This is a genomic window from Moorena sp. SIO3A2, from assembly GCF_010672265.1.
Lineage (GTDB): Bacteria > Cyanobacteriota > Cyanobacteriia > Cyanobacteriales > Coleofasciculaceae > Moorena > Moorena producens.
Window position 1 is genome coordinate 12,195 of the sequence record NZ_JAAHHC010000052.1, and the last position, 22,454, is coordinate 34,648.

Annotated in this window: 21 protein-coding genes and 2 pseudogenes; 9 read left to right on the forward strand and 14 right to left on the reverse strand. The window is 43.1% G+C overall.

Features of this window, described 5'->3' with window-relative positions; translation table 11 throughout:
- The first annotated feature begins 355 nt into the window (after positions 1-355).
- Complete coding sequence (locus tag F6K64_RS32095; protein WP_008183368.1) at positions 356-1,543, forward strand: Fic family protein; 1,188 nt, start codon at positions 356-358, stop codon at positions 1,541-1,543.
- Positions 1,544-1,761: 218 nt separating this feature from the next.
- Here F6K64_RS32095 and F6K64_RS32100 read toward each other — a convergent pair whose 3' ends face one another.
- Positions 1,762-3,417 carry a hypothetical protein gene (locus F6K64_RS32100; RefSeq protein ID WP_287267503.1) on the reverse strand — a complete coding sequence of 552 codons (1,656 nt, stop codon included), beginning with the start codon at positions 3,415-3,417 and terminating at the stop codon, positions 1,762-1,764.
- Between the two features lie 467 nt (positions 3,418-3,884).
- Between F6K64_RS32100 and F6K64_RS32105 the strand changes: the two genes are divergently transcribed.
- Positions 3,885-4,397 carry a glutaredoxin family protein gene (locus F6K64_RS32105; RefSeq protein WP_287267505.1) on the forward strand — a complete coding sequence of 171 codons (513 nt, stop codon included), beginning with the start codon at positions 3,885-3,887 and terminating at the stop codon, positions 4,395-4,397.
- A gap of 233 nt (positions 4,398-4,630) precedes the next feature.
- Here the strand turns inward: F6K64_RS32105 and F6K64_RS32110 are convergent, their stop codons facing one another.
- Positions 4,631-5,479, reverse strand: coding sequence for a class I SAM-dependent methyltransferase (locus tag F6K64_RS32110; protein ID WP_287267506.1), 849 nt, complete (start codon positions 5,477-5,479; stop codon positions 4,631-4,633).
- A gap of 52 nt (positions 5,480-5,531) precedes the next feature.
- On the reverse strand, positions 5,532-5,729 hold the full coding sequence (locus F6K64_RS32115; protein ID WP_008183380.1) for a hypothetical protein: 198 nt from the start codon (positions 5,727-5,729) through the stop codon (positions 5,532-5,534).
- Between the two features lie 115 nt (positions 5,730-5,844).
- On the opposite strand from F6K64_RS32115, the gene F6K64_RS32120 reads away from it, so the two are divergent.
- Positions 5,845-6,009 carry a hypothetical protein gene (locus F6K64_RS32120; RefSeq protein ID WP_287267507.1) on the forward strand — a complete coding sequence of 55 codons (165 nt, stop codon included), beginning with the start codon at positions 5,845-5,847 and terminating at the stop codon, positions 6,007-6,009.
- Between the two features lie 34 nt (positions 6,010-6,043).
- A complete protein-coding gene (locus F6K64_RS32125; protein ID WP_287267509.1) occupies positions 6,044-6,217 on the forward strand; it encodes a hypothetical protein in 174 nt (57 codons plus the stop codon).
- Positions 6,218-6,264: 47 nt separating this feature from the next.
- Here the strand turns inward: F6K64_RS32125 and F6K64_RS32130 are convergent.
- Positions 6,265-6,786 (reverse strand): annotated as a pseudogene (locus tag F6K64_RS32130) (Uma2 family endonuclease); the annotation flags it as partial.
- Between the two features lie 64 nt (positions 6,787-6,850).
- On the reverse strand, positions 6,851-7,267 hold the full coding sequence (locus tag F6K64_RS32135; protein ID WP_287267511.1) for a helix-turn-helix domain-containing protein: 417 nt from the start codon (positions 7,265-7,267) through the stop codon (positions 6,851-6,853).
- Between the two features lie 525 nt (positions 7,268-7,792).
- On the opposite strand from F6K64_RS32135, the gene F6K64_RS32140 reads away from it, so the two are divergent.
- From F6K64_RS32140 to recQ, 3 genes are all read left to right on the forward strand, one after another.
- Positions 7,793-8,095 carry a hypothetical protein gene (locus tag F6K64_RS32140; protein WP_287267512.1) on the forward strand — a complete coding sequence of 101 codons (303 nt, stop codon included), beginning with the start codon at positions 7,793-7,795 and terminating at the stop codon, positions 8,093-8,095.
- An 851-nt stretch (positions 8,096-8,946) separates the two neighbouring features.
- Complete coding sequence (locus F6K64_RS32145) at positions 8,947-12,267, forward strand: HEAT repeat domain-containing protein (RefSeq protein ID WP_287267514.1); 3,321 nt, start codon at positions 8,947-8,949, stop codon at positions 12,265-12,267.
- 79 nt (positions 12,268-12,346) lie between these two features.
- A complete protein-coding gene (gene recQ, locus F6K64_RS32150; protein WP_287267515.1) occupies positions 12,347-14,476 on the forward strand; it encodes a DNA helicase RecQ in 2,130 nt (709 codons plus the stop codon).
- 85 nt (positions 14,477-14,561) lie between these two features.
- Here recQ and F6K64_RS32155 read toward each other — a convergent pair whose 3' ends face one another.
- On the reverse strand, positions 14,562-14,759 hold the full coding sequence (locus tag F6K64_RS32155) for a helix-turn-helix transcriptional regulator (protein WP_287267516.1): 198 nt from the start codon (positions 14,757-14,759) through the stop codon (positions 14,562-14,564).
- Between the two features lie 106 nt (positions 14,760-14,865).
- Positions 14,866-15,063: a hypothetical protein gene (locus tag F6K64_RS32160; protein WP_008183404.1), complete on the reverse strand. Its 198-nt coding sequence runs from the start codon at positions 15,061-15,063 to the stop codon at positions 14,866-14,868.
- A 114-nt stretch (positions 15,064-15,177) separates the two neighbouring features.
- Here F6K64_RS32160 and F6K64_RS32165 point away from each other — a divergent pair.
- Positions 15,178-15,681 (forward strand): annotated as a pseudogene (locus F6K64_RS32165) (DUF29 domain-containing protein).
- A 102-nt stretch (positions 15,682-15,783) separates the two neighbouring features.
- On the opposite strand, the gene F6K64_RS32170 reads toward F6K64_RS32165, so the two are convergent.
- The 3 genes from F6K64_RS32170 to F6K64_RS32180 form a co-directional block, all read right to left on the reverse strand.
- Positions 15,784-16,467, reverse strand: coding sequence for a hypothetical protein (locus F6K64_RS32170; protein WP_131826917.1), 684 nt, complete (start codon positions 16,465-16,467; stop codon positions 15,784-15,786).
- Between the two features lie 675 nt (positions 16,468-17,142).
- The gene (locus F6K64_RS32175; protein ID WP_287267517.1) at positions 17,143-17,991 is read right to left on the reverse strand and encodes a M48 family metallopeptidase; all 849 of its coding nucleotides are present in this window, start codon (positions 17,989-17,991) and stop codon (positions 17,143-17,145) included.
- Between the two features lie 306 nt (positions 17,992-18,297).
- Positions 18,298-18,990, reverse strand: coding sequence for a TIGR00266 family protein (locus F6K64_RS32180; protein WP_008183418.1), 693 nt, complete (start codon positions 18,988-18,990; stop codon positions 18,298-18,300).
- A 165-nt stretch (positions 18,991-19,155) separates the two neighbouring features.
- On the opposite strand from F6K64_RS32180, the gene F6K64_RS32185 reads away from it, so the two are divergent.
- Positions 19,156-19,353, forward strand: a complete 198-nt coding sequence (locus F6K64_RS32185) for a hypothetical protein (RefSeq protein ID WP_287267519.1) — start codon at positions 19,156-19,158, stop codon at positions 19,351-19,353.
- Here F6K64_RS32185 and F6K64_RS32190 read toward each other — a convergent pair.
- From F6K64_RS32190 to F6K64_RS32205, 4 genes are all read right to left on the reverse strand, one after another.
- Positions 19,335-20,012 carry a TIGR00266 family protein gene (locus tag F6K64_RS32190; protein ID WP_008183420.1) on the reverse strand — a complete coding sequence of 226 codons (678 nt, stop codon included), beginning with the start codon at positions 20,010-20,012 and terminating at the stop codon, positions 19,335-19,337. The genes F6K64_RS32185 and F6K64_RS32190 overlap by 19 nt on opposite strands.
- Positions 20,013-20,087: 75 nt before the next feature.
- Positions 20,088-20,747, reverse strand: coding sequence for a TIGR00266 family protein (locus F6K64_RS32195; protein ID WP_287267521.1), 660 nt, complete (start codon positions 20,745-20,747; stop codon positions 20,088-20,090).
- Between the two features lie 134 nt (positions 20,748-20,881).
- Positions 20,882-21,034: a hypothetical protein gene (locus F6K64_RS32200; protein ID WP_008183427.1), complete on the reverse strand. Its 153-nt coding sequence runs from the start codon at positions 21,032-21,034 to the stop codon at positions 20,882-20,884.
- A gap of 123 nt (positions 21,035-21,157) precedes the next feature.
- The gene (locus F6K64_RS32205; protein ID WP_287267523.1) at positions 21,158-22,393 is read right to left on the reverse strand and encodes a hypothetical protein; all 1,236 of its coding nucleotides are present in this window, start codon (positions 22,391-22,393) and stop codon (positions 21,158-21,160) included.
- Positions 22,394-22,454: the final 61 nt, after the last annotated feature.

A 22,454-nucleotide genomic window follows, 5' to 3' on the forward strand; every position in this document is an offset into this window, starting at 1 on the left:
TACCTTTATAGCAGAAGTCAGAAGTCAGAAGTCAGAAGTCAGAAGTCAAACTCTTGCGCTTCTTGATGCAATAGCGAGTGGGGGAAACCCCCAAGACCGCTTAGGTGCGCTTTCCGTTGGCGAATTAAATTCGCCACGGGTCGCACCTCTGCATCGCTTACAAAGGGTGTGAGACTTTTGTCATGTCCTAACTGCCCTGGCGACTGCTATAGGATAGTAATGGATCCTTTCAGTTGATTTTTTCGAGTTGGTAATTATATCATATAAATTTTCATTTATAGGCTTATTAACGAAAGAGATGGCTTTTCGTTAATATAGAGCTGGAAAATATTCAGTATTAACGACAGCGATAATAATGGTTAGTGCTACTAGAGCAGGTCAGTATGTGGATCAGCTTAGTGGATATAAAGCTTTCATACCGAATCCGTTGCCGCCTGTGCCTGACATCATTATCGATGACGAGATGTGGCAGCTTCTATCTCAGGCGGATCGTGCACTCGGTAGGCTAGATGGATCAACAGATGCTCTGCCTAACCCTGACCTATTTGTGTTTATGTATGTTCGCAAAGAAGCGGTTTTGTCGAGTCAGATTGAAGGAACGCAGGCATCTTTGATAGATGTTCTGGAATTTGAATCCCAAACACTCGAACCAGATAATCCTCAAGAAGTGGCTGAGGTGGTTAACTATATCGCTGCTATTAACCACGGTCTTGAGCGCTTGAAGGATTTACCTGTGTGTTTGCGCCTGATTCGGGAAATACACCAGAAGTTAATGCAAGGAGTGCGAGGTTCTGAGCGAGATCCAGGTGAGTTTCGTAGTAGCCAGAATTGGATTGGTCCGGAAGGATGTTCCCTCAAAGACGCTACTTACGTTCCACCTCCACCCCATGAAATGAAACAAGCTCTAGATAATCTAGAAAAGTTTTTGCATGATTCAAAACCAATTCCCGCTTTGCTAAAAATTGGATTGGCTCATGCTCAGTTCGAGACAGTTCACCCTTTTCTTGACGGCAATGGCAGAACAGGGCGTCTACTAATTACATTTCTTCTATGTGAGCAGAATATACTGAAGCGCCCGCTTTTATATATTTCTTACTATTTCAAGAAATATCGCTCTGAATACTATGACCGACTTCAAGCTGTCAGAGATAGTGGCAATTGGGAAGGTTGGCTAAAGTTCTTTCTGCGTGGTGTTTACGAAGTCGCTCAGGAAGCGTCCGCTACTGCCCGCAACATAGTAACCATGAAGGAAGAACATCATCAACTACTGGTCAATAAGATGGGGAAGCGAACCGGAAACGCTATAATCGTGCTGGATAACCTTTATTTTAGGCCAATTATCACTGTTGAACAGGTTCAAAAAATTATTCAACTCAAATACCCTAATGCCAACAAATTAGTTAATGATCTGTGTGATGTTGGTATTTTACAAGAAATTACTGGGCAAAAACGTAATCGCGTTTTTGCCTACGCTCCATACTTGGAATTGCTGAATCAAGGAACTAATATGAGTGGGGTGGACATCCTGAGCGCCCGAAAATGATCTCAAATCTGCAATTGGATAAATTGGTAAATTATTCCCCTTTAAATTAATCACTAGTTGAAATTAGTTTGTAAAATCGGGAATAGGAAACTACCTATTCCCATATCATCGATATGTTAACTAGTTAACCGGATAATTTAGAATTTATTCATTCTGCATTCTGCATTCTGCATTCTTCATTCTTCATTCTTCATTCTTCATTCTAAATTCTTCATTCTTCAATTCCCCTTTCTTAGTAAGCGCTGGAAAATTTGCAAGTTCTGATCGAGCCAATCCAGCCATTTCAGACTACTCGATAAAGATTTCGGTGGATCGGAAATCAAGGTATCTAGAGCAATCAGGCGTTGGAAATTGATCTTGACTGGATCATGACGCTCTGTGCGACCGTCTTTGCCATAAAACTTGACACCAGCTTGTTGCTGCATAAGAGTGATCAATTCTTGAGCAACGATACCGTAGCCAATGGTAGTGGGATGAATGCCATCTAGGGTGAAGAAACCACCGCTGGTGCGACCGGTGGCATCGGATCTAAAAAAGCGAGTATCTGGTACTGGTGAAAGAGCTTCGAGTTCCGGTGCCAGCTGATAGGGAGTCCACCAATCTGGTCTGCAGTCGGAGTCTTCAATATAACGTCGATAAGCTAAGCCATCCAGTAATCCTCCTAATTCAAATAAATACCAATCTCGACCTTCTTTTCGAGCTTGACGTACAGCATCAGCAATATAGTCGTTGTACTGGTCAATGACGCTATCAATGGCTCGGGCTTGTTGTGCGGTAATGTGCGGGTCACGGTTAGGATCGAAATCTTCGTCACTAATCCAAGGACGGGTGTAGTAGGGGAAGTAGCGCGAGCCAGTAGCGATCTTATCTCCTACTCCACGACCAATGGGGGCAATGGTGACATGGGGAACTGTAGCCCAAATCACATGGCGAGCTTGGATTTGCTTGACTTGGTCAACTACTTGATCCAATTCAGCTTTGAAATCTTCCGGACACCAGACCGTAGGTCGCTGATTGGGCTGTGGTGAATTTGAATCGCGATCGCAACTCCATCTGACCTGCAGTTGACCAACGGTGCCCATGGCATTATTCGCCCCAATCATGATCATCAGGGTTTCAATACCATCTCCCTGACCGTTTTCTAGACTTCCTTCTTGCCCTAGTGCCACGGCAGCTTGCACTGGGGTAAGTGCTTTACCTTGTGAATCCCGTGCGGAGTCCAAAACCCTCAATGCCGCATGTTCGTTAGCATTCTCAACGATTTGCCGCAATAGATCATCCGTTGGTGCCTCGATTGCCTTTCTGAGAGTATCTGCGTCGTGAGAGATAATGTCTTTAAGATTCCACCCATAAATAGCGAGATTGTGGTTAATCCCTTTGTGCATAGCAACAGTAGAGCCAACGCCCCCTTGCCAACCAGGACCCCGTTCCCAATAATCTTCTATGTCGTCCATAAATTCGCGGATTGAAAACAGAGCCGGTCCTAATTCCCACCACTGTATCTGGTCACCAAACTGTCGCTCTAAGTGCCGAACTAAATACTCCAGATTCAGGGGCAATCCACCGAATTTGCCATATTGGGTTGGACGACGCAGGTGTTCTTCCCAACCCATTTCTTGAGCAATCATTATGGGATAGGAGCGCTCAGTGTTAAAAATTGCTCCATTCTGGAAGCCATGGCTTAGGGAATCACCAATGGTGACCAGTCGATGTCGGGGAGTGCCTGGCTGTTGGTTGACTTCAATACTTAATTCCGGACGGATACCCAGAGTAGGGTCTGTTTCCGGTGGACGCCCTTGAGGTTGGATAACATCCTTGACCTGATCTGGGGCGTCAAAATCGAGCATGTCTTTGGTAAGCAAACGTTTGACCATAGTTGCCTGTTTATGAAAAAGAGTGATGATTAGTTATTAGATAATTCACTGATGCTGAGGTTAATTCCAGAAAAGTAAGCATTAAAATTAAGCGCTATAGGGTTTTTAAATCAGATGTAAACATTAATGGTGTTTTTTTATTGGACAATAAAACTCCGCAGCTCTTTACCCCTCTTGGCTTTTGCCTTTTGTATGCAAGCCTTTTTCTGCAATTCCTGTGTTCACAACCCAAATACAACGCTATGTGGGCATGGTTAGCTTGCCAGCTAATGGGCTGGGTGGTAAGTGTGGTAAATGTGGTAAATATGGTAAGTGTGGGAATTTTCCGGCGCATTTTTCCCTAATTGCATGCATTAAGATGCACCACGTCCCGTTAATAAAGATTTGGTAGTTTCCGACAAGATCAGGTTAAAACGGTAAAGAAGTGATTAATTCCCTGGATAATTCCAATATATCCTCTACAAACTATGAACGCCAAATCTAGCATTAAACTCCCATGGATATTTATTCGTAGTTTAAATAAGACTGTCTGGGTGATTTCTAGTCTTGTCCTACTGACAGTAGCTGCGGAATCCTCTTTAGGAGAACCCTCACCCTCTACCCCTACAAAAGTAACCCTAGAATCCCCTGCTCCTGAACTCCCAGTTACCCCTTCAGCCACCTCTTTATCTGGTCATTTGAACAAAATTGGTGCTAAAATGTATGGGGCTTACTGGTGTCCCTATTGCACAAAGCAGAAGCAAATGTTTGGTGAGGCATTTAAGCAGATCAATTATATTGAATGTGACCCAAGGGCTGAAACCTCCCAAACTGACTTATGCATTGAAGCGAAGATCAAAGGCTTTCCAACTTGGGAAATTAATGGTCGGTTTTATCCAGGTATGCTGTCTTTAGAGCAATTGGCTAAATTTTCAGGCTACTCAGCAGAAGAGACTACACAATCAATGCCAGTGGTGGAGGAAGAAGACAAAGAAAAGTAAATAATAGCAATAGTGCAACGTTTAACCTTTAAAAACCTAAGGTAAGCAGTCAGCAGTCAGTAGTCAGCAGTCAGCAGTCAGCTTATTTTATTCACAAGCTGTTCGGACATCAAGTAGCCGCCCCATTGGCTGATAACACCTCAAGTAGCCGCCCCATTAGCTGATAGCACCTCAAGTAGCCGCCCCATTAGCTGAGAGCTGAGAGCTGATAGCTGATAGCTGGCATCTAGGGATTATTTAGTAATCTGAAATGTTACCGATTTCCTGGCGCAAACAAAAAACGTTGTAATATCTATCCAAATGCCTTGTGGTGTGGCTAATTGCTCAACGGCTACAAAAAATTCAGTTTTCAATTGTGCTAATTTCTCTGGAGAAAGCTGGAAAACTTCCGCGCCAAAGGCACTCTTTGAGTTTCCCCGCCAAGAGTTTGCTGCTACTGTTTGAGTATCACTGCTGTAGTAACCAAGTTGGTCGGTTTTGACGTTGATGTCTTGAAAACCTGCTTCGGTGAGTAGCTGGTGACATTTCTCGGGACTACCAAGGGGTCCATTGGGATTAGGAATTACAATGCCATAGTCTCCTGCTTTTTCTCTAAACAGACCCCCTGTAGGAAAGGCCTTTGCTGCAAAACAGGAAAATCCGACTAATCCTCCTGGTTTTACGAAGCGATACCACTGCCGTAACGCAGCAGGGATATCTGTTAAGTATACAATGGCTGAAGAACATAGAATCCTATCGAAACTATTATCTGGGAAGTTGATAGTTTCTGCATCTGCTTCTATAAATTTGATGTTGTTGATACCTTCGGCTTTAACTTTTTGTTGGGCTAAATTGAGCATGCCTGAGGAAATATCTACACCGACAACAGCTCCAGAAGCACCGACAATTTTGGCAGCTAGAATTGCTACTAAACCTGTACCGGTAGCCATATCTAGAATTCGTTGTCCAGTTTGCAGGTGGGATACTTCTACTAGACCCTTGGCTAGCCGAGGGTGAAAGCTTCCTTGATCATAGTTTGGTCTGGTGTTAAAGTCAGCTTTGACGTTTTTCTTGAACTCATTTATATTTATCTGGTGTTTCATGGTTGGTGGAGATGGAAAATCTGATCACTAGAAAATATGATAACTAGCTTGACTAGGATGAAGGAGGCTTAATTACTTCAAAGTCTGACTCATCTAGAGATAATATAAATGCTTGATCATTCTGCTCAAAGGGATTTTCCTCTAATCTGACTATCCAACGACCGGATTCTTCCTGTGCTTCAATACGACCCGAAAGACCTGCAACATAGTCAGGATAAATCACTCGAACTAAGGTTCCTACTTTGAGCATCTGAATTACTATCTATACTCCCAATGTCCACCTGATTTTACCTTTAATTAACCAAATCTTAAATTCATATTGTTACAATTTTCGATTAACTGCTTAAGCAGAACCGTTAATCCTAATGGGTAACAGGGAACAGGGAACAGGGAACAGGGAACAGGGAACAGGGGTTAAGCACTACAGTGTCAAATGCGTAGACACAACGGTTAATGCCAATGGGATGCTCATCAAACAGCCCCTACGGGATGCTCGGTACGAGCCGCTACGGGATCACGCTTGGCCATAGGCCACGCTGCGCGAACGCTTCCGCACTTTTGCGATTGACCTACGGTCACGCTACGCGAACGCACCATCGCATCTCTTTCCTACTATTCCCTATTCCCTGTTTACCTCAAGCCTATGTTGGCATCTCAACTAAAAATGCCATAGGGTTTTTGATAGTTATGAGATACATTCAATTTTATTACCCCTACTCCCTACTCCCTACTCCCTAAAACTTAGGACTCTTTACCTAACCCACTTGAAAACTGCTATACGGCGATTAAGCGATCGCTTGAAAAATTTGTTCAGCATTTAACTTTAATTCTGGAAACGTTGGCGATAAAATACGGTCAGCTCCTCGGAACTGATTAACGTGATATTCGCCATCTATCAATTGGTAGACCGATAAAGTAGGTTGTTTAGGATTGCCGATAAATCGCCGACCGCCTAAATCTAAATAATCAACAATCCAATATTCAGCAATTCCAAAAGATTCGTAATCTTCCAGTTTCAAAGCGTAATCGTCGCTCCAGTTTGTTGAAACCACTTGTACAACTAAACGAACAGAAGACCCCCGTGTGATAATGGATTCCTTTTCCCACCGTGGTTCGCTATCGGTAACCCTTTGCTTGTCTAAAACGATTACATCTGGTTCGTACCCAGACTCTGTTTGTGGTTTGATCACGCATTCTTTGGGAATAAAGTAAGGCAATTGACAGCGCCGAATTTCTAAAAACAGTTCACCTCCTATAAACCCGGCTACCTTTGAATGCATTCCCATTGCTTTAAGCCTCTCGACCATGCATGACTGATCGCTATTCCCCATTCCCAGGGCATAGCGCTATAACTAATAGTTTAGACCTGCCTCAGCTCACCTTAAAATCAGAAATCGTCTCAATCCATACCCGTGCTCCACAATTTAGGGGATTATCTGGGCGATACATCACCCGACAAGGGCCATTGACTTCGACCGTATGACCGTAAATGTTTTTAGTGCCGCGTTTTACGGTAATCACGGGATTGCGTTCGCCAGTGTTGTGATTTTGGCGAATGACTTTCTGATTCACGTGGATCACAGCTTTAGTGTACTGTGTACGCTTTGACCAATTCCGCTTCGGTCCACGAGTACCGGGAGTGACCACTGGCATACCGTCAAATAAGGGAATCACCCAAGTTCTACCCACTTTATAAGCTCCTTTGACTCTGCCTTTGCTCAACAGGAAACGGACGCGAGTGGCAGAGACACCTAGTAATTCAGCGGCTTGTGCGGTAGAAATCATCATGGCGGTAAAACCATTGCTTTAACGATATTGTTATTATAACAGGATTTTTAAAAAAATACTAGGGGTGGAGAGTGTTTATAGGGGTTTAAGCGTGGTAAGTGTGGGTAGTGTGATTCAAAAAACTATTGCATTACCGCTAGGGGTGATGTGGGTGGTTTTAAAAAACTCAGGACTTACGCAAAGCCCCCTAAATCCCCCAATTCTGGGGGACTTTGACATCATTCCCCCCCAAAATTGGGGGGTTAGGGGGGCAAAACCAAGTAAACTTCGTAAGTCCTAAAACTATTGCATTGCTACTCCCGACTCCCGACTCCCTATTCCCGACTCCCTCAACAAAAAAAAATTCGGTCAAGTCCTGGTTAATTCCAATGCTTGACCGAATGATTTTTTGTAATAGTCAAGAGCCCTATGATCCTTGACTATATGTTCACCAAATCAACAACATACCAACTTAGGTTTAATACTTTAGACTTCGTACTTTCTCCTGAGTTTTGACCTGTCGCCAGCGATGCAGAGGTGCGACCCGTGGCGAATTTAATTCGCCAACGGAAAGCGCACCTAAGCGGTCTTGGGGGTTTCCCCCATGAGCGACTGCATCAAGAGAGGGATTGGCATCCCATCCAATTTGCTATCTTAATCTACCAACAGATATCGAATCAATATACTGATCACCTCACCAGGATTTCCGGTAGGTTGAGGAGTGCTCCACTCATGAACTTGTGCGTAGCCACGGCTATAAAGATTATAGATTGTGACCCGCACGGTTTTGGGAGAACCGATCAATATATGTTTGATTTGCTCCCGTCCTGGCTGCCCTTGGCCAGATAATTCCGGGAAACTAGGATTGTTGGGATTATACTCAAAATTTGGGAGAAAGTTTTCGATGTCCATAATTAAAGTTGTTGTTGTATTGTTTAACAACTTTATCTTATAAACTATTATTGGCATTGTCAAGTAATTAAAAAATTTTTTTTTTGAACTTTTTTTTGACGGGAGGGGGTATAACGGTAATTTTTTTGATGATTTTTTTGTTAATTGAAAAAAAGCGATCGCGTAGCGTGACCTTCGCTCAATCTCTTAGATTCAAAAGTATATTGGAGCTGCTATGCCATCACTTATCGGTTAGTTTAGAGCATCAATTTTATAAAATTAATACTGTAATACTGGGATAGCATTTAAGTTTAGAGTTTAATTCTGGGATAGCATTTAATTTGATAGAATAATTATGTGTTCGCGTAGCTTATCTTTCAGAGCATCGAATTTTCTATCGCATTTACTAGCTCGATCCCCCCCAGCCCCCCTTAATAAGGGGGGAGCACGGAAATCGATCTGGAAAGTCCCCCTTATTAAGGGGGCAGGGCTGTTTCATTTTAAATTTTTTGGTTCGCTGAAGCTCCCGAGTGGCAGCGATTTCGCCCCTGTTTTTATATTATTAAACCCAATAGTATAAAAAAACAGTAATTTGCTTACCATAAGGGGCTTTGAGCCTCTCGCCCAGGAATTTTAGTCCGACTTTGAAACAGCCCTGCTTATTAAGGGGGGAGTCCGGAAATCGATCTGGAAAGTCCCCCTTATTAAGGGGGATTTAGGGGGATCCAAACCCACGCAAAAAACCCTACTCCCTACTCCCTACTCCCTAAATTGCTATAATTAAACTATTTAACGATAACTAGAGATAAATGATAGAACCCTTGTCAGTATTAGCCGGTTGGGCAATCCCGAAAATAGGGGAATCGTTGTTAGAGATTGTTTCGGGACAAGGATGGGATAGCTTAAGTCAAGCTCTGACTAAAAGCGATGTAGAGAAGGCAATCAAAGCGGGCGAAGCGGCAGTTAAAGAATGGGAAAAACAACGGGATCCGAGCCAGCGCTTATTTTTTCACGCTAGACCGGATGGCTGGAATGGAGTTAATCGGTTTTTGGGGGATTATTTTACTAATTCTGCTGTTGTGGCGGAATTACAGAAACCGCTACTTAATCACGGTAAGCCTGATCGGGAGATTTTAATCAGGGTATTTCAACAGCAAGGTGAAGCCAATGACATTAAACTGAATCAAGATAGTATTAAGCCTTGGATAGAGAAATTTATTAATGCTTATTTCCAGCAGACCGATACTTATCTAAAATTTCAGGTAGCTAAACAGGATTATTGTGAGCAGCTAGCTAACTGGTTTGATGATGTTAAATTTGCTGGCATTGCTGTGCCTGGGCAAGAAGTAGAAAAATCGGAGAAGTTAGCCCAAATCTTTGTAATGCCAGATGTGGTGGAAGACGTATCAACTGTTGGCGCTTGGGAACGGGATTTGTTAGCAGCTAGTAGTGGGGAAACGTCAGAAATAGCACTATTAGCAAAGACGACTGGCCGGAAATTATTGGCGGAGCAGTTATTGAGCCAAAGTCAATCAAGACGAGTAGTGATATTGGGTGCGCCAGGCTCTGGTAAAACCACCTTGATGAGTTATTTTGCAGTAATGTTGGCTCAGCAAAATCCTGAGATTTTAGGATTAGATGGTGATACGGATTGGCTACCGATTTTAATTAGGATGCGAGATTTTGCCATAAATCTCGATAAAAGCTTGATCGACTATGCTCGGGTATTTGCTGAAAACACCATGGCAGTGAAACCGTTACCAGTGGGATTTTTTGAGCATTGGTTGTCTGATGGTAGGGCGTTGATATTGCTAGATGGTTTGGATGAAGTGGCAGAAGAGGCTAAACGGAATGATGTAGTCAGGCGGATCGAGAATTTTTTGGGACAGTTTGACAGAAATCGCGCTATTATTACATCTAGACCGGCTGGTTATCGACGCGACTTTTTCCACACTGAGGAATTTCCCCACTATCAAATTGAACCCTTTGATGACCAGAAGATTTCGGCATTTATTGATAACTGGTATAACAGCAGGTTTCAAGATCAAGCCGAAGCTGAAAGGCGCAAGCATAGTTTACGAAAGGCGCTGGATGATAATGACAGGATTAAGCTATTGGCACGGAATCCGTTATTGTTAACAATTATTGCATTGATTCATCGGTATCAAGCTATATTACCTAAGGAACGGTTTGAGCTTTATAATTGTGCTGTCAAGACGTTGTTAACCTCTTGGGATGCTAACAAAGAAATCAGCAGTCATGGAATATTTAAGTATCTAGATTTATATGATTTACGCCGATTGATGGAATTGTTGGCTTATTGGATTCATACTCAGGGAAATGTTGGCAATAATGAAGGTGGCACCTTGATTAACCAAGATGAGTTGATTGATCAGTTGAGTCAGCAGATTAAAACCTTGAAGCAGGTGCAGTTATACCAAGCTGAAGAAGAAGCCGAAGCATTTGTAACCTTGATTCGCGATCGCACTGGTTTGTTGAATGAGCAAGGGCAAAATTGTTACGCTTTTGTCCATAAGACCTTTCAGGAATATTTGTGTGCTGAAGAGATTGACTATCAGGCGGATAATGAGGGAGATTTTGAGATTGTTTTGAGTCAGATTCGGGAGCATTTGCATGACTCCCACTGGCGCGAAGTGTTATTATTGCTGATAGCACAGCAAAAACCGAAAAAGGCAGCGAGGGCGATTCGGGCAGTTTTGAATAATACTAGTAACTATGAGCAGTGGTTGCATCGTGATTTGTTGTTTGCTGGTAGTTGTTTGGCAGAAGACCCGAAAAATTTGCGTGGTGCTGATCGTGGGTTGGTGCAAGAGATTTTGGAGCGGTTGGTTGAGTTGGAGGTGACTAGTAAAAATCGGGTTGCCAAGAAGATTCGCGAGGAGGTTTTTCAGGTAATTTGTAGTTTATATGAAACGGATTTTCAAGCACAGGTATTGGCATTGTTGAAAGAGCAATCCGATCGAATTAATGAGTGCCGATTGCTCCACTATCGAGCCGAGTTAGGGGAAAAGGATCAGGTAATTACAATATTGCTAGCACAGCTAAAGGATCAGAATTCTGATGTGCGTGTGAGTGCAGCCGATGCCTTGGATAAATTGGGCAATAGCTCAGAAACTGTAATAAACGCCCTCCTAGCAAAGCTTCAGGATGAGAATTCTGATGTGCGTTGGAGGGCAGCCAGAGCCTTGGGTAAATTGGGCAACAGCTCAGAAACTGTAGTCATCACCCTCCTAGCAAAGCTTCAGGATGAGAATTCTAATGTGCGTGGGTGGGCAGCCGATGCCTTGAGCAGATTGGGCAACAGCTCAGAAACTGTAGTCAGCACCCTCCTAGCACGGCTTCAGGATCCCGATCCTGATGTACGTGTGAGTGCAGCCGATGCCTTGGGCAACTTGGGCAACAGCTCAGAAATCTTAGTCAGCACCCTTATAGAACGGCTTCAGGATGATGATTATTTTGTGCGTTGGAGGGCAGCTTATGGCTTGGGCAACTTGGGCAACAGCTCAGAAACCGTAGTCAGCGCCCTAATACCAAGGCTTCAAGATGATAATTATTTTGTGCGCGGTCAAGCAGCCAGAGGGTTGGGTAAATTGGGTAACAGCTCAGAAACCTTAGTCAGCGCCCTTCTAGCACGGCTTCAGGATGATCAGTCTAATGTGCGTGGGCAGGTAGCCAGAGCCTTGGGGAAATTGGGCAACAGCTCAGAAACCGTAGTCAATGCCCTTCTAGCAAGGCTTCAGGATGATCACTCTTATGTTCGTGGGAAGACAGCCATAGGCTTGGGCAACTTGGGCAACAACTCAGAAACCGTAGTCAACGCCCTACTAGCTCTGCTTCAGGATGATCGCTCTTATGTGCGTCAAGGGGCAGCCATAGGCTTGGGCAAATTGGGAAACAGCTCAGAAGCTGTAGTCAACGCCCTACTAGCTCTGCTTCAGGATAATGATTCTTTTGTGCGTAGCAGCGCAGCCCAAGCCTTGGGCAATTTGGGCAAAACATCCAATCATATTCTCCCTGCTGTGATTGAATGGATTGAACAACACCAAGATTCCGACTATGTGGGCAGTGGTATTGATGTGCTGTGGGATTTGGTTGTAGGTACGGAATAGGGAGTAGCGCTCTATGTTATAGTTTTTAGGCATAATAATCTTATCCCAACAATCAACTGATCGCAATCCCCTCACGACCATGGAACAGTCGCCATCCCTGGAGCATGCCCTTAAACATTTTTTTGGTCACGACTGTTTTCGGCCAGGACAGCAACAGATTATTGAAGAGGCGCTGCAAAATCAGGATTTACTGATTATCATGCCCACTGGCGGTGGTAAATCCTTGTGCTACCAACTGCCAGCTCTACTGAAACCGGGATTAACCGTTGTGGTATCTCCTCTGATTTCCTTGATGCAAGACCAAGTGACGTCTTTGGAAGATAATGGGATTGGGGCTACGTTTATCAATAGTACCTTGAGCTTCCAACAAATGCGATCGCGGGAAGCTGCTATCCTTGAGGGTAAGATAAAATTACTCTACGTATCACCAGAACGGTTACTGGCAGAACAGTTTATCCCATTTTTGGATAGAGTGCGATCGCAAATCGGTATTCCCACCTTTGCCATTGATGAAGCTCACTGCGTCTCACAATGGGGGCATGATTTCCGCCCAGACTATCGCCAACTAAAACTATTACGTAACCGCTATCCTAATAGCTCAGTGCTGGCGCTGACCGCTACTGCTACTAATCGAGTCCAACAGGACATTATCCAACAACTGGAATTGCGACAGCCCAAGGTTCACATCGCTAGTTTCAACCGTCCTAACCTTTACTACGACGTTCAACCAAAACAACGGCAAAGCTATCAACAGTTATTAAAACAGATCCGTTCTCACCAAGGTTCTGGTATTGTCTACTGTACGAGCCGCCGTTCCGTAGAAGAAGTCGCTTTCCGGTTACAGAATGATGGTATTTCTGCCCTACCTTACCATGGTGGAATGACGGATAAGGCTAGGGCAACCAATCAAAATCGGTTTATCCGGGATGATGTGCGGATAATCGTAGCTACGGTAGCCTTTGGCATGGGAATCAATAAGCCAGATGTACGGTTTGTGATTCACTACGATTTACCTCGTAACATCGAAAGTTATTACCAGGAATCGGGACGAGCAGGGCGAGATGGGGAACCAGCCACATGTACCGTTTTATATAGCGCTAGTGATATCTCAAAACTTCATTATCTGATTGATCAAAAGCCCGATCCCAAGGAACAACGGATTGCCTATCAACAGTTAAATCAGATTGTTGACTACGCAGAAGGCACAGATTGTCGCCGCCGGATTTTGCTGGGCTACTTTGGTGAGCGGTTTCCAGGGAATTGTGAGAAATGTGATAACTGTTGCTATCCTAAGCCACTAGAAGATTGGACCATTGAAGCTCAAAAATTCCTCTCTTGTGTAGCCCGGTGTCGGGAACGGTTTGGCATGAACCACATTATTCAAGTGTTGCGGGGCTCAAAAAGTAAGAAAATTGAGCAATATGGCCATCACTTACTCTCTACTTATGGTATTGGTAAAGATAAAACTGCAGAGGCTTGGAAAATTCTAGTGCGATCGCTTTTGCACCAGGGATTAGTAAACCAAACCACCGATGGCTACTCTGTGCTGAAGCTCAATAAACTAAGTTGGGAAATCCTGCGCAAACAACGTTCTGTTTATGTTGCCATTCCCCAGTCATCTGTAGAAAAAGCCTTAGGGGAAATTAACCCCAGAGTAGCTGAAGCCGAGATTCTGCTAGAGAAACTGCGGAAATTAAGGAAACAGCTCGCTGATCGCCAATCGATTCCACCCTATGTGGTCTTTGCTGATTCCACACTGAAACTAATGGCACAGCTGAAACCCAAAACCTTAGAGAACTTTGGGAAACTTTCTGGTGTTACTCAGTATAAAGTTACCCAGTATGGCGAGCAATTTGTTTCAGAAATTCAGGCATTTTGTCAAGAGCAAAAACTACCAGAACCCCTGCCCTCCAGTACCCATATGAAAACCCTGCAATTCTATCAACAAGGGTTAAGTGTAGAGGAAATTGCTCAACAACGAGGATATACTACCAGGACTATAATAGATCATTTGAGCCAATTAATTGAAATGAATCAGCCAGTGGATTTAAAACGACTGGTACCATTGGAACGTCATGAGCCAATTATCAAAGCAATTGAAAAAGTGGGTGATCAGTATCTAAAAAAAGTACGGGAATATTTAGGAGAACGTTACTCCTACGAAGACATTCAACTAGTCCGTGCTTGGTGGCGACGGCAGGGTAATTGATATAGTTATTGCTATCCGCAGCACTATAGATGAGTATGAAATGATCGCACAAAGCCATCCTGTGCTTTGGGTATAACCTTACATGTTACTGGAGCAGATCCTCAACTTTGAGATCTAAAATATCACACAAGGCTTTAGTCTGTTCTGGATAGAGCTTAGGCTTGTGCCGATCCGCCTCCCAGTTAATCACTGTAGACTCTACCACATCACAGGCTCTAGCAACTTGTATGCGGGTTAAACCTAGACTTTCACGGCGTTCTCGTAGTTTTTTTCCTAGGGACATTACCTTCTCCGGTGGTCTTGTAGCAGTAGTTTACCTAAATTTATTTGACTATTTATAGTTTATATTCTACAATCGGGTTTTGTGCAACAGGGCAGGTAAATTAATATCAATGATTTGAATTAAGACCATAGATGTAGGTGGGGAGGGTGGGAAGTGAGGCGTAGGGTGCGTTAGGGAAGGGCTCGCCCTCATTTTCCACCTCGTAGCCAGGGTTGAGATAGCCCGCCCCGTAACGCACCACTAAAGGTATTGAGCTAAAGGCTGACCACTGACCACTGACAGCTGACAGCTGAATTCTTAGCATGAAATTATTGTGTAGCGGCTTAAGAATTGGGATCGCCAAACAAATCAAAATCCCCGTCTAGGTAAGAGCGGGGAGTCTCCAAATGCTAGCATCAATTAATTGGGGAAATGAGCGATGACAACAACCCACAACCTTTATCAGCAAGACTTTTACTTATGGACCGAGGCAACTGCGCAACAGTTACGGGAGGGTGAGTTTACCCAAGTTGATGTAGCGAATCTGATTGAAGAAGTCGAAAGCATGGGTAAACGGGAAAAGCGCGAGTTAAAAAGTCGCTTGATTGTGTTGCTGATGCATTTACTGAAGTGGATGTATCAACCAGGGAAAAGGAGCGATAGTTGGATCAATACTATCACTGAACAGCGTATCGCTTTGGAAGAATTGCTGGAGGATAGTCCTAGTTTAAAACGGTGCGACCCAAGGGCGATTTACTCGCCCTAGGAGGCGCGCACCGTAGCGTTTTTGCCAGAGGTCTTTGAGCAAAGTTATCAGAAGGCTCGGATTAAGGCAGCCCAGGAAACTGGGATTAAGTTGAGCACTTTTCCTTGTGAGTGTTCTTTTGCTCAGGAGCAGGTTTTGGAAGCTGGCTTTTTCCCAGAAGTGTTGAACAGGGGATAGAGAATAGGGAGCAGCGACTACATCGCTACTCCCTATTCTCTAAAACCCAGGAAAAAAGTACTTTAAGGAATAGAAAACTGGTATACTTAAACTCAGTAACTACTATCTGCGCCAAGAACTACCTGCATCTTTGCTGTCACCGACGGGTCCCTTGCCATCTTTCGGTGGATTGTAATCTGTGAATGGATTCCAACTCATGACAGTTGACAATTGTTTTGACTCAGGTTTGGGCGAGACAGGGTCAGAGGGCAAGGTTGATTGACCTGAAGACGACTTGGTAACACTAGATGCTTGTGGGTCAGTACACTCAGGATTTTCATCAATTACCTGGTGAAATTTGCAGAATGATCCGGCGTTTTCGCCGTCACCTACGGGGCCGTCTCCATCATTGGGTGGTGTGAAAGTATTTACCATCTGTAGTTGTGATAGTTGTAGTTGTCTTGATGCTGATATTGGTAACAGTTGTGGGTTACTAAACTCAGGATTTTCATGGATTAGCTGGTACAATTTCCAGAGAGATCCGGCGTCTCCGGTTTCACTGGGAGGTCCGTCTCCATCATTCGGTGGTGTGTAATTCATTACTATCGTTAGTTGTGATGATTGTGATAGTTTTTTGAATTCTTGGGATTCTTGGGATGATGATTGCTGGTCAATCGGCTGAGAATTACTATCGCTTAGTTCCTTGAATACCTTCAGTATCGTTGCTGCTAATTGTTGCCAGCGCTTTCTGATGTTGAGAGTGAAGGAAACTAGTGTTGTCCAAAGCTGCTTTAGCAAATTAATCATTTGAGAATACACCTTTTCTAGAAATTCATCAAACACCGGCCCAGGCGGCGTTTTTTCATTGCTACTTGTTACAGCGCCTCTCAAGCCAACTTTTCGCAGATGATCAGAAAAATTTTTTTTTGAAGCAAAATTTGCTTAGGTATTCTAGTTTCCTTGGTGTTTGAGATCAGATCCGGATCCATTTGAGTTGTGAACGATTACCCTTAGAAAAAGGCAAGGGGCAAGAAGCAAGAAGCAAGAGGGGAAAGATATCCGGCGTTTTATTGGATAAAAAAAAAGACCTTCTAGGTTTACATCTCATTTAGAAACCCAATAGGATTTGTCAATTGGGTGAGGTACAAGGTTCTCGGTTTTAGGGAGTAGGGACTTCCGAGCAGGTAACTTCGGATCAGGGAACAGATTTCGCACTTCGATTTGTAGTACGAAAAACACAGAGCGATCGCTGGATGATATAGCGCTACGCGCAAGGCAAAAGGCAAAAGGCAAAAGGCAAAAGTGGACTACAACAGCTTTTAAGCTTGTATAAATGTCCTAACCTTAATCGGTAGTGCTATATAGCGCTACGCGCTATAAAACCCCACCGTCTTTACGGTGTCCACAATTGGATGGGGTTTAAATCCCCATCCAATTGCCTTCAGCATAGCTGCCTTCAGCATAGCTGCCTTCTGCCCTCGTTTAATATGGGTATTCAACTGGACTTGATATCAGGTGAGATTGATTCAGATTTTCCGGGAGAGGCGATCGCTCCTTGAGAGGATAATTTTGTTCCTTAATCAGACGCTGTAGTCGGGTAACTCGCTTACCCGGAGATGGGTGACTTGATAAAAAATCCCAGGACGCTCCTCGTTTGTGACTCATTCTCGCAAAAAAATCTGTTGCGCCAGCGACATGACCATAAGTTTGCTGCAACAACCTTAAGCCAAACTCATCCGCCTGTTGTTCCTGGGACTGGGAAAATTTCGACTTAGAGAGTGTTGCCAATCCGGAAATAGCCAAAGATTCTAGGGCTCCTACATCACCAACAAAATAAGCGATCGCTGTCCGCACCAGCAATCTTCGTCCCAAACTCCGCAAATGATCTCGGTGAGCAAAATGACCCAACTCATGTCCTAATACCATCATCAACTCATTTTCTGACTCGACCTGTTTCAAAAAACCGGCGTACACCACAATCACATCCCCCGGTAGTGCTAAGGCATTTACTGTGTCCTCTGGTAGATAAAGCACCCGGTAATCTCGTTGTTTAGATTGCTCTGGCGGTAGTTGTTTTTCCAATCGCGCCAACAGTTGATTGAGGGTCTCTTGAGTTGGTGATGGTTGAGCCTGCTGCTCATAAACCGGAACGATTACAGCTCCCAGCTTTTGCTCGACACTAGGAGGAATTAGCCCAATTAGACTGTTGATCAGCAAGTTCAACAGCCAAATAACCCCCACAATAAAACTGATAAATAGCCCCAATAAAATCAATAGTTGGCGGTTACTTGGTGGTGGGTTGCGACTCTGAGGTATATCTGGAGAGGGCATAATTAGTGATGGGGGATTAGTGATTAGGGATTAGTGGTAAGCATATGCGCGAAGCGCACGCTACTTGAGGTGCCGTCAGCTGTCAGCTGTCAGCCGTCAGCTTAAAATAAAATTGAAAGTCTGGGGAAAAGCCATTGGCCCTAGGCCAATAGCTGATAGCTCATAGCTGATAGCTGAACGCGATCGCGTGCGCGTAGCGCTTAAGCTGATACGCGACACGCTGATAGCTGATAGCTAATGGCTGAATGCTTACGATTAGTGATTAGGGATTAGTGATTAGCTTGCTATTTAGCTATTACCAATTTCTTAGTCACTCTTAGTTGGACGGAAAGGATTTAAAAAATTAATTAACCCATAAAGCTCACGAGATTGAATCCATAAGCGTCCTTCACCACTGAAACGACAGACTAACCCTTCTCCACCCAAAACTCCAGTTTTAAGACCTCGAAATGATAAACCACCCAGCACCTCAACCTGGTAATTTAGAGTATCTTCAAATGCCACGATATAGCCAGTGTCTACTACATAGTCACCCGCCACTGGAATTTCTACAATTGCTCCATAAGAACTAAACCAAAAATCCCCTTGGCCTGTAGCTCGAATCAGGAACAAAGACTCGCCACTGAAGAAGCCTTTAAAGCCTTGAAATTGCGTGTCAATTTCTATTTCTGGACTACAGGCAACAAATCCTGAAGACTGTACCATTAAACCCTGGTTTCTCAGGTAGTAATGCTGAATATCTCCAGGCACTCCTGGCGAGACATAAATTTGCCCAGGCTCTTTTTCAGCAGTAAACTCACTAACAAAAAATGATTCACCACTTACCATCCGACCCAGTCCTGTCATCAAGCCACCTCGTACTTTGGACTTCATCGAGATACTTGAGTCCATTGCTGCCATTGCTCCTGATTCAATTAAGACTGTTTGGTCTGCCTTTAAGTTTATAATCAAAGAGGCATAAGCGGGAGAATGCTCAATTTCGTAGTCAATTTTTTTCATGATTTTTATGGCCTATCTATTATTATGTATTGCTATAACTAATAGCAATGGATAGTAAACAATACTGTGTAAATAATTATGAATTCACGGGAAGTATAGCAGAAGTCAGAAGTCAGAAGTCAGAAGTCAGAAGTTAAACTCAAGCCAAACTGTAGTTTGAGACTTTTGTCATGTCCTAATTACCCTGGCGACTGCTATAACTCTACTCCCGACTCCCGACTCCCGACTCCCTACTCCCGACTCCCGACTCCCGACTCCCGACTCCCTACTCCCGACTCCCGACTCCCGACTCCCGACTCCCTACTCCCTACTTCAAGCAACAATCTTTATTTCCGTCCAGGTAATTATCGTGGTGGTAGTTGAGTACCAACTTGCCGACCAAAAGCACCAGTATTGTGGGTTTGACAATAGACTTTACCCTGCCCTTTAAATCGGCAAACCAGCCCTTCTCCACCTAGAAAAGCACCAATCCAGCTAGAGCCAGGTTTAGTAATCTCAAAGTTCAGGCTTTTTTCAAAGGCAACAATATGACCGGTGTCAACGATATACTCACCTTCCACTGGGACTTCATAAATTGCCCCAAATGAGTTCAGCAATACAGAACCATAACCACTAATAGTCAACCAAAAAATTGATTCGCCAGAAAACAGGGACTTAAAACCTTGAAAGCCTAAATCAATATCAACACCTGATTCACTGGCAAGATAAGAAGTCGCCTGCACTACCAACTCTTGACCATTCATTTGATAAACTAAAATATCACCTATGAATTTGGGCGCTAGAAAGATTTCGCCACCACCAACAGGAGAGCGAAAAACACTTAAAAACAGTGATTCACCACCTACCAAGCGTTTTAATCCACCAAAAATACCACCTCCTTTACCTTGTCGTAAAGTAGTGCTGGCATTGATGTAGCCACTCATGGCAATCATACAGCCTGCTTCTGCCACGAATTCTTGATTTTCATCCAGAACAACGCGAGCGATCGCACTATCTGGTTGATGTAATAGTTCTATTTCCATTTTTATAACGAAATTTAGGAAGGATAGTGTTAAAGATGTAGTGGTTTGGCTACGGTATAGTAAAGGATTAGGAAGCTAAACCTTAGGACGTAAATACTTGACTAAACCATCAACACTACGAGACTGTAGATAAATCTCACCCTGACCCCTGAGCCGATTCACAAAGCCTTCTCCAGAAGTTACAGACCCCAACAAGCCACCAGCTAACCCAATATTCATCATAATTCCTGGTTCATAGGCCACTAAATGACCAGTATCAACAATAAATTCCCCATTAATGTCCTTGCGAGTAAGACCACCATAAGCACCAAAGAAAACTGTGCCCTTACCACTGACTTTCAGTTTAAATAGTCCTTCACCAGAAAACCAACTCTTAAAACCTGCCCACCGAACACCCAGCTTAACCCCAGTAGTATGGCAAATATAAGCACCGGGTTGAAAACACAGACTGCGTTCTCCTAATTCCACACCAGCAATATCGCCAATTATGGACTGAGTAAGAACTAGGTTCAATGGTTGCTGAGTCTGATTGCTAAAGGTATTGACTAATAAAGACTCTCCACCAAAGAATTTCTTGAGCAAGCCAGAGAAGAAGCCACCAGAAAATTGAGTTTTCATGGTAAGCTGAGCATCCATACTGGTCATTGCCCCTGCCTCAGCAGTGATACTCTCACCAGGATCGAGAGTGACAAAAATTGCTGCAAAGGCCGGCTTGTAGCGAATTTCAGATTTCACTGTCAGATCTCCCGTTGCTGAGTGATAGGAATATTACTATTCTGGCAGAAAATTTTCTGCTGTCCAGATTTCTTTAATAAATTTAAGCAAACTCTTTATTTGCATTAATTCATAATAAGTTTGATTTTCATAGCTCACATTATCTTCCCAATCAAGGAAAAGAGTTGGGAGTTGGGAGTTGGGAGTTGGGAGTTGGGAGTTGGGAGTTGGGAGTTGGGAGTAGACAATTCTCCCTGCTCCCTGTTCCCTGTTTCAATATTTAATATTATATCAGGATAATTACTCATAAAACACCATTACCCTTGAAACCTTACTCCTTTACTTCTCCCTTCTTCCTTCTTACCTCTGCCTTCCTTTCGCGCCTTGTGTAAGTATTCAACCGGACATGATCTAATCCCTGAGAAATAACCTTAATCCACTACGGAATCTTGGCAAGCGCCACAATGTTTACAGTAAGGTAAATATTTGTAAGTAATATTGTGGCAACTTTGGCATTCAACATATTGATAATAACCGCAGTGGGGACAGTAGTGATCATCGGGTTTAATTTTCTTGGCACAATTGATGCAGAGTAATTTTTTGACTCTGCTAGCTGCCTGAAGTTTAGGATTAAATACAATTTTTTGAAAAAACTTGATAATTCCAAAACCAATCAATGGAATAAACAAGATATAAACATAACTGACTAGGAAAAGTAACCTGCCGAAAATTTCACTAATTATATCAAAGATAAATTGAAAGATAGCGCCAACTTGAAGGAACTCAAAGATTCTAAAGATTAGGGGTATAAAAAATATTACCAGCAAATGCCAGCTAATCAGCGCGATCAGTCCATATCCTCTTCGTTGAGTAAATTTATGAATGGATAGGGCGATAAAAATCAGCGGCAGCAGAAAGAGCGATTGAAAAGCAAATTGGATACTTGGATACCAGAAAGATGCCTGTTGATAGTTTTTGCGGATTGTCTTAAATTTATTCTCATCCTTAATAAAATCTATAAAACTAACACTTTCCGGTCTGGAAAGTAGTTCATTTTTAAGATTATTAATTTCCTGTTGAAGTCTAGAAATATTACGATTATTTTGCTCTAACTTTTGTTTGGCTTGTTCAGCACTGACTTGATTAATTGATTGCTGACGAGATTGACCGGCAATTTTTTCTAAGAGTGTGGAATCATATTGTTCACGAATGGTGTTATTAGCCCGTTTAATGGTACTTATTTTTGATTTTTTTTGGTTAATAGCTTTTTCAGTTTTCTGGTTTTCGGGATTGTTAATCTTATCTTTGTATTCTGCATACTTCAAACAGGTTGTAAAAACTTTACCCAGATGTCCTTCTTCAGCTTGTTGATAGGATTGTTTAAAACTAGTTGATCCCAATGAACGGCTAATAATGTTATAGTCTTTATCTTGATCAGTTTGTCTACGGTAATTGTTCCACTGGTAATAACATGGATAAGTCTGAGCAGGACTCATCGGCCATGTGCTAATATCATTCAGTCCTGTAAACACATTGATTAAGATAAAAATATCAATCACCACAATCACAATCAAACTCACTTTGTTCAGTGGTTCGTTGCTGAGTGTCCTGGACTTACTTAAAAATTTACTTAAAAATTTACTTAAAATACGGTATATTCTGGCCATAATATTCAGTTTGTATAAATTTTTTTATCAAACAATTTATAACTGGTATAAATAATTATAG